The 4,861-nt window shown below is 66.5% G+C and carries 8 protein-coding genes; 7 read left to right on the forward strand and 1 reads right to left on the reverse strand.

The annotated features are described in order from the left end of the window. From AC36XV_RS09090 to AC36XV_RS09110, 5 genes are all read left to right on the forward strand, one after another. Nucleotides 1-238, forward strand: a 238-nt coding sequence (locus tag AC36XV_RS09090; RefSeq protein WP_492203370.1) for a hypothetical protein, incomplete at its 5' end; no start/stop codon positions are given. 70 nt (nt 239-308) lie between these two features. Then, nucleotides 309-473, forward strand: a complete 165-nt coding sequence (locus AC36XV_RS09095) for a hypothetical protein (RefSeq protein WP_492203371.1) — start codon at nt 309-311, stop codon at nt 471-473. 116 nt (nt 474-589) lie between these two features. Next, nucleotides 590-1,042, forward strand: coding sequence for a nuclear transport factor 2 family protein (locus AC36XV_RS09100; RefSeq protein WP_492203372.1), 453 nt, complete (start codon nt 590-592; stop codon nt 1,040-1,042). A gap of 126 nt (nt 1,043-1,168) precedes the next feature. Then, nucleotides 1,169-1,810 carry a porin family protein gene (locus AC36XV_RS09105; RefSeq protein ID WP_492203373.1) on the forward strand — a complete coding sequence of 214 codons (642 nt, stop codon included), beginning with the start codon at nt 1,169-1,171 and terminating at the stop codon, nt 1,808-1,810. A 171-nt stretch (nt 1,811-1,981) separates the two neighbouring features. Continuing rightward, a complete protein-coding gene (locus AC36XV_RS09110) occupies nt 1,982-2,194 on the forward strand; it encodes a cold shock domain-containing protein (RefSeq protein ID WP_492203374.1) in 213 nt (70 codons plus the stop codon). 67 nt (nt 2,195-2,261) lie between these two features. Here the strand turns inward: AC36XV_RS09110 and AC36XV_RS09115 are convergent, their stop codons facing one another. Then, nucleotides 2,262-3,500: an alkaline phosphatase family protein gene (locus AC36XV_RS09115; RefSeq protein ID WP_492203375.1), complete on the reverse strand. Its 1,239-nt coding sequence runs from the start codon at nt 3,498-3,500 to the stop codon at nt 2,262-2,264. Nucleotides 3,501-3,611: 111 nt separating this feature from the next. Here AC36XV_RS09115 and AC36XV_RS09120 point away from each other — a divergent pair, with 111 nt between their 5' ends. Both AC36XV_RS09120 and AC36XV_RS09125 read left to right on the forward strand, forming a co-directional pair. Further along, nucleotides 3,612-4,523, forward strand: coding sequence for a metal ABC transporter solute-binding protein, Zn/Mn family (locus tag AC36XV_RS09120; RefSeq protein WP_492203376.1), 912 nt, complete (start codon nt 3,612-3,614; stop codon nt 4,521-4,523). After that, a partial coding sequence (locus tag AC36XV_RS09125; protein ID WP_492203377.1) for a metal ABC transporter ATP-binding protein occupies nt 4,520-4,861 on the forward strand: 342 nt, incomplete at its 3' end. The genes AC36XV_RS09120 and AC36XV_RS09125, both read left to right, overlap by 4 nt.

Below are 4,861 nucleotides of genomic sequence, written 5' to 3' on the forward strand. Positions count from 1 at the left end.
CCGCGTCTTAGCCCCATCCAACGCCCGGTGGTTTCGCCGTTGGCTCGAGTGCCTGCGGCGGCACGCCGGCGGAGGCGGTAGCCGCTATCAGGGCGCGAGAGTCACGGCGAGTCATCCGAACGCGAATCCAGAGATCGAAGGGTGGGGTTGGACGGTGAGGGCCGAGAATACGAACGGGATGGGGGGAGTGGACGTGGAGAGCTACGCCCTGTGTGTGGATGCGCTGATTCAGGACTAGGCGACGGTTCTTGCAGAAACGTCATGCTTGACGGTGACGGCGCCGTGACGCGGGCGAGCACCTTGAAGTCATGGGCATGCTTGCGATCGTCTACGTCGGAATCTGGGTTGTGCTGATGGCGTGGGCCTCCGTGCGCTGGTATCCGGCCAGGCCGGACCGCATCGGTCACTTCCTCTACCAGATGTTTCTCCTCACGGTCTTCCTGCTGATCTACTTCGGACAGCGAAACCTCTGATCCCATCTGCAGCAAGCGATTCCGGGTCTCCCAGCGACGGCCACGTGATGCGTGTTCTCTGTATGAGTCGTACCGGTGTTCGGAATTCGGCGTACTCGTCACGGAGGGGGAAGAAGATGCGGAGAGTGACCCATACGGCGATCGCGCTGGCCGCGATCTCAGGTGCAGTCATCGCGCGGCCGGCTGCGGCGCAAACGGCCGCCGACTCGTCCGCCATCGTCGCCACGGCGCTCGACTACATCGATGGCTTCTACACCAGCGACGCGGCGCGAATGGAGCGGGCCCTGCATCCGGATCTCGCGAAGCGGATCGTGCGCGATCCGGCGGGGCCGGACAGCCAGCTTCAGAACATGACGGCCGAGCAGCTGATCGATGCGACGGGAAGGGGCGCCGGCAGCCGCATCCCGGAGGCGGCGAAGAAGGAGGACGTGACGATCCTCGACATCTACAACAACATGGCCGCGGTCCGGATCGACGCCGGCATGTGGATCGACTACCTGCAGGTGTCCCGGTGGAACGGGGAGTGGAAGATCATCAACGTGCTCTGGGAGCTCACGCCGCAGGGGTGAGCGACACGACGGTCCGGTCCGTGTGTAGGGCGTCCGCAACACTTGCTGACCGCTCCGACCGCACGTGATCTTGGGCGACGACCGGACCGGCGGGGTCCGGTCGAAACCCACGAAAGCGAGGGTCGCTTGACGCCTCGAGTGCTCGCGATCGTCATGATCGCCTTCGCCGTTCTGGCCGGACGCGCCGGTGCCCAGGAAGGCCCCTGGTCGCTCGGGGTCCTCGCGGGCGCCGACGTGGCGGACCAGGCGGGAGCGGACGTCTTCGCCCCGCACGATCGAATCGGGTTCATCGGAGGCGCTTCCTCCGTCTTCCGCTTCGCCGGCCGCTGGTCCGTGCAACTGGATGCGCTGTACGCTCAGAAGGGCGGGCGGGAGAACAACGACAGCGATCCGTCCGATCCCGAGGACGTCTTCGATGTCGATTACCTCGAGGTCCCCGTGCTTCTCAAGTTCGCCTTCACCGAGGGCGGAACGCGTCCCGAGGTCTTCGTCGGTCCCAGCTTCGACTTCGAGTTGAGCTGCTCCTACGATGCGTTTCCCGACGGACAGTCGCAGCCGGTCGACTGCGGGGAGGCCGGCCTGCCGACGCGGTCGGTCGACTTTGGCGTCGCGTTCGGACTGGACGTGGAGGTGCCCCTCGGCTCCGGCTGGCTCGTGATCGACGGAAGGGGCGTGGTGGGGCTGCAGTCGCTCGACGATTCCGAGTCCGACCTGGACTACAAGAACCGCATCCTCGCGCTCATGGTCGGGTACCGGCTGGGCCTCTGAACGACTCGTCCGCGAAGTCCTGTCACAAGTGACGTTGACAGAAAGGGATCGCGGCTTATCTTTGCGCGCATTCGGTGCGCTGCACGACCAGGTGCCGGAAGCATCAGTAGCCGGTGTCGGCCCCGCCCGGGTCGGTCATCGGGGGGGAGTATCACTCAGCAGGAGCGTAGCATGTCGCGACTTACGGGTACCGTGAAGTGGTTCAACAATGACAAGGGCTTCGGCTTCGTGTCGTTCGATGACGGGGCACGCGATGCCTTTGTTCACTTCTCGGAGATCCAGTCCGAGGGGTTCAAGACCCTGGACGAGGGCGATGTAGTCGAGTTCGATCTCGCCGAAGAGGGCCGCGGCCCGAAGGCCAAGAACGTGGTCAAGGTGAGCTGAAGCTCCAGACGACAGAGCCGGTTACGGAAGGGGGGCGCTCCAGCGGGCGCCCCCCTTTTTTTGCGGGTCAGCGAGCGAGTACGCCTTCGACGTCTCCGAGGTCTCCGTCGTTCGGGGATTCGGGGAGGCCGAGGATGTGCATGAGCAGCGGATAGACGTCGACGTTGCGGATCGCCGGAACCTCGAGAGCCTGTGCGAAGGCCGGTCCGGTCGCGACGAACACGCCCCACATGTCCCGTGTCTGGGGATCGTATCCGTGGTTTCCTGCCGAGGGCGCGTCGGGCGCGGACTCGAAGTAGGGCCGGGTCGAGATGGTCCAGCCGCCATCGGCCACCCCGAGGATGGGCGGGATCCTCGGTCCGATCCCGTACTGGAAGCGTTCGGGTATGGAATCGCGCAGGAATACCGTGAGATGCGGGTGAGCGTCGCGGAGCGATTCATACACGGTCATGACTGCGGCCGAGTCCGGCCACAGGGCCAGGACGGGGTTCCAGTCCACGGGGTTGGCCGTCTGGAGGTCGATGTAGTCATCCACGAAGATCACCCGCTCCCGGCTCGTCGCACTCATCCCGTGGTCTGAAACGACGATGACGTTCACGCTGTCCGCGAGCCCGCGTTGCGTGAGACCGTGCATCAGGAGGCCGAGGTCCGCATCCACCCGGAGGATGGCGTCGAGAATCTCTTCCGATTCCGGTCCGGCGGTGTGTCCTTCGATGTCCGTGTCGTCGAAGTACAGGGTGAGGAAACAGGGTCGCTCGGCGGGCGGCAGGTCCAGCTTCTCGAGGACCCAGCGCACCCGCTCGACGTGGGTGACCGACGCCGTCCACGGGTGCCAGTACGTCGGTGCGACCCCGTCGATCCTCGCTTCGGAGCCGGGCCAGAAGAAGGGCGCGGTCCGACAGCCGGCGCGCTCGGCGGTGACCCAGACCGGGACGCCCCCCCACCAGTCGGAGCTCTGCACTTCGTCGCGATCGGCCAGGGAGAAGGTCCGATCGAGAGCGGGATCGTACATCGTGTTCGCCACGATGCCGTGATGTCCGGGCGTCAGACCGGTGACGAGCGTGTAGTGGTTGGGAAACGTCTTCGTGGGAAACGACGGAATCAATCCCTCGGCCCTCACCCCGCGTCGCTGAAGCGCTTCCAGATTGGGACTGACCCCGCGGTCCGGGTAATCCCACCGGAAGCCGTCGAAGGAAACGAGAATGACGATGGGGCGGCCGGGCTCACCCCCGGTCGCGCTCGTTCGGTCACCGGTCTCGCAGCCCGCGGAGATCGTGGCGACCAGGAGGACCAGGAGCAGGCGCATGGGGTGTCGGAGCGGCACACGGAAGGTTCTGCGGCGGTGCGTACAGGAAAGTGGCCGCGGCACCGAACGTCGAGGGCGCGCGCCGGGCGCGGAAGTGGTATGGTTCATCCGATGAATCGTCCTGTGTTCTGGCAGGTGTCGACTGCGGCGCGACCGCGCCATTGTAAGGGAGCCCGTGCCGCGGCGCGATCCCTGGCCATCGTGGCGACGATGACGGGGCCGATCTCGCTGAGTGCATGCGCCGCTGAGACGCCGGATGAGCGACTCGACGTCGCCGTGACGGTCGCTCCGCTCGCCGACCTCGTGAATCGCGTCGCGCCCGGTCTCGCGAACGTCACGGTGCTGATCCCGGCCGGCGCCAGCCCCGTGTCCTACGAGCCTTCGATCACGAGCGTCCGGGCCGCGGTCAGGGCGGATCTGTACGTATCGGTGGGCCACCCCGCGTTCGCCTGGGAGGCAACCTGGCTCTCGGGCCTGCAGGTCGGGGACGGTGGAGAGGTGATCCCGGCCGCGGAGGGGTGCCCTCTGATCCCGGATGATCCGCACGTGTGGCTGGACCTGGACTGCGTGAGGAGCACGGCGCGGCGGGTGGCGGCCGCGGTCCAGGAGGCCCGTCCGGAAGCGTCGGACTCCGTGGCCCGATCTCTCGCGTCGTTCCTGGCCACGGTGGATGACCTCGAGTCCGAAGCCGATCGCGCCCTCTCACCACGCCGTGGCGGCAGCTTCCTGGTTCTTCACCCGGCCTGGGGGTATGTCGCCGCCAGGTACGATCTTCAGCAGATTTCCATCCTGGAGCACGGCAGCGGTGACGCGGGCCCGGCGCAGCTCGCCGGCATCGTGCGTCGGGCTCGTGGACTGGGGCTCAGGGACGTCCTGGTTCAACCGGAGTTTGCTGCGGACCCCGCGAAGCTCGTGGCATCCGAGCTGGGTGGACGCACGGTGGTCCTGGATCCGCTGGCCCGCGACTGGGCTTCGGCGTACGGCCGGGCGATCGAGATCCTGGCGGAGCAGGTGCGGCCATGAACGCGCCACCGATTCGGCTCGTCGACGTCCACTACTCCTACGGCGCGACTCCGGTGCTCGAGTCGGTCAGCCTCGAGCTCGGGGAAGGGGACTTCCTCGGGATCATCGGGCCAAACGGAGGAGGGAAGACGACCCTCCTCAAGATCATTCTCGGCCTGCTCCGACCGGATCGGGGGACGGTGGAGGTGTTCGGTCGTGCTCCCTCCGAGCGTCGGGGAATGATCGGCTACGTGCCCCAGTACGCCCGGTTCGATGCAGGCTTTCCGATCGACGTGCTCGACACGGTTCTGATGGGACGTCTGGGCGTGAAGAGGAAGGAGACATCGCGTGAGGCCCGG

This window comes from Candidatus Benthicola sp. (genome assembly GCF_058719085.1).